Consider the following 2,780-nt stretch of genomic DNA (forward strand, 5'->3'; position numbering starts at 1 on the left):
GGCCTTGCGGCCGAGATTCTCGCCGAGCTGCGAGCGGATGATCGAGAGCTCGGCCCTGGTCTGGACATCGTCGAGCCAGAACAGGGTCTGGCCTGCCTCGACCCGGTCGCCCTGGCGCACCGCGATCGCCTGGACGATGCCGCCGTCGCGGTGCTGCACCTCCTTCAGGTTCTGGTCGACCTTGACCGAGCCCTGCGCGATCACGGCGCCGTTGAGATGGGCGCTGGCGGCCCAGCCGCCGCAGCCGACGACCAGCAGCAGGGCGAGCGCCGTGCCGGCGAGCATATGCCGGCCGAGACCGAAGTTGGGCTCGCGCTCCCCGCTGGCGTCCCCGCCGGCCTGCGATGTGACACTGCGCCTGGTCATGCTGGTCTCTCCCGTCAGCCGGCCCGGGATGCGAGGCGCTGCGGCCCCGCACCGGGGTCAGTCGTGGTCATAATAATACAGCCTGTGACTGCCCTGGATCTCGATCGAGTAGTCCTTCTCGTCGGTCTGCTCGAGAAAGACGTCGACGAAGGTGCGGTCGTCGTCACCGATCTTCTCGATGCGGAAGCGGAAGGGCCGGCCGGCATCGTCGCCATCGTCGCCATAGGTGCGGTCGAAGGCATCGTCATCGGAACCGTTTCCGTGGCCATCCCCGTCGTCATCATCGTCATCCGTGCGGATCTGGTACTGCTTGATCCGGATGCGGTCGCCGGCCTCGAGATCGAGGATCTGGTGGATCAGGTCGCGATCGTCCTCGTCATAGGGCACGTCGAACGAGAAGGTGTCGTCGCCGGCGCCGCCGCTGAGCGTCACCGCCTCAGTGCCGATGGTGAAGTGGTCGTGGCCGCTGCCGCCGAGCACCGCTTCGATATTCGAAAACCCGTCTTCGCCGATCTCGACGCCGACCGCCTTGCCCTCGACCAGGCTGATGTCGATGCATTGCGTTGCCTGGGAGTAATCCAGCGTGTCGCAGCCGCTGCCGCCCTCATAGCCATCGGCTGCGGCATCGAGCGCGCCGATGATCACGTCGTTGCCGGCCCCAGCCTCGACCTGGTCCGTGCCCGCACCACCATCGAGCGTATCCGCGCCTGAGCCACCCTCGATCCGGTCGTTGCCGACACCGCCCTGGATCACGTCATCGCCGGCCCCGCCGAGCAGGCAGTCATGGCCGCTGCCGCCATCAATGACGTCTTTGCCGGCATTGCCCTCGATCCGGTCGTCGCCATCCTCGCCAAAGAGCCGATCATTGCCGTCATTGCCCTCGACCTTGTCGTCGCCGTCACCTGCGAAGACGATGTCGTCGCCGGTCCCGCCCGCGGCCTCGTCATCGCCCTCGCCGGCATCGAGGATGTCGTTGCCGGTGCCGCCCGTGAGCCGGTCCTTGCCGCTGCCGCCGGCAAGGTGATCGTCGCCCTCGCCGCCGTCGAGCAGATCGTCGCCGGCCTCGCCGGAGAGCGTGTCTTTGCCGCCCTCACCGAAGAGCCGGTCGTTGCCACCGCCGCCCGCCGCGGCATCGTCGCCGCCACCGAGCCGCGCCGTGTCCTGGCCCGCGCCGAACTGGACGAGGTCGACATGAGCGCCACCGGTGACGAGATTGTTGCCATTGCCGGTGCGGACGCTGTTGTTGCCGTCGCCGGTGAAGATGGTGTTGTCGCCGTCGCCGGCATCGATCTCGTCGTCGCCGGCGCCACCATCGAGGAGGTCGTTGCCGTCCTCGCCATAGACAAGGTCATTGCCGGCGCCGCCCATGACGTGATCGTTGCCGGCATCGCCATGCACTTCATCATTGCCGATGCCGCCATCCACCGTGTCGTCGCCCTCATCGCCATGGGCGACGTCGTCGCCGGCATCGCCGGCGATCTGGTCGTTGCCCTCGCCGCCCTGGATCTGGTCGTTACCGGCGCCACCGGAGAGCTGGTCGTTGCCCTTGCCGCCGACGATGATGTCGTTGCCGGCCTCGCCGAAGATGATGTCGTCGCCATCCTCGCCGAAGAGCTGGTCGTTGCCGTCGCCACCATGGATGGTGTCGTTGCCCGCGCCGCCATGGACGATGTCGTTGCCGCGGCCGGCATAGATCAGGTCATGGCCGGCGCCGCCGCGGATGAAGTCGTTGCCGGCGCCGCCATGCAGGATGTCCGAGCCGCCGCGGCCATCGATCACGTCGTTGCCGTCGCGCCCGTCGATCAGGTCGGCGCATTCGGTCCCGGTCAGGCTGTCATCGCTGGCCGTGCCGTTGATCTCGGTGAACGCGACGACGCTGAACACCGCGGTCTGGGCGACCGCGACGGTGTCGTCGCTGACCTGGTAGCTCAGCGTCACCGGGCCAAAATAGCCGGGCGTCGGGGTGAACGCCCAGCCGCCCTCGACCGCGGTCAGGGTGCCGCTGGAGGCGGTGAGATTGCGGATCGCCAGCGCATCGCCATCAGGATCGCGCGCCCCCAAGAGCAGGCCGAGCGCGGTGATCAGCAACGTCTCGCAGCGCCCGATGCTGCGCAGGCTGACGACGCCGGCAAGCTGCGGGGCGCGGTTGCCGCGCGGACCCTCGGGTTTCTCGCCGCCGGGGCCACCGGGGCCGGGGTTGCTGCCCGGACCGGGATGGTGGCCGCCGGAAGGGCCGCCGACCGAGGCGATCCCCTCGAAGGCCTGGCCGCCACCGGCACTGGTGCTGCCGGAGAGGCCGCCGCCACTGCCGAGCGTCAGGTTGTCGTTGCTGGCCGGATCGCCGCCGAAGACATCCTCGAGCTTCGCCGGCGAGAAGCGGCGCAGCGGCAGCTGCTCGTAATCGATCGGCGGGG

2 protein-coding genes are annotated in these 2,780 nt (G+C 68.9%); both read right to left on the reverse strand.

Features of this window, described 5'->3' with window-relative positions; genetic code table 11:
* Positions 1-285: biotin/lipoyl-binding protein (locus FG93_RS12195; protein ID WP_244448590.1), on the reverse strand; the 285-nt coding region annotated here is incomplete at its 3' end.
* A gap of 138 nt (positions 286-423) precedes the next feature.
* Positions 424-2,780 (reverse strand): calcium-binding protein (locus tag FG93_RS31190; RefSeq protein WP_162835444.1); only part of this gene is annotated, 2,357 nt, incomplete at its 5' end.

Source organism: Allobosea sp. LC85, assembly GCF_000735605.1.
GTDB lineage: Bacteria > Pseudomonadota > Alphaproteobacteria > Rhizobiales > Beijerinckiaceae > Allobosea.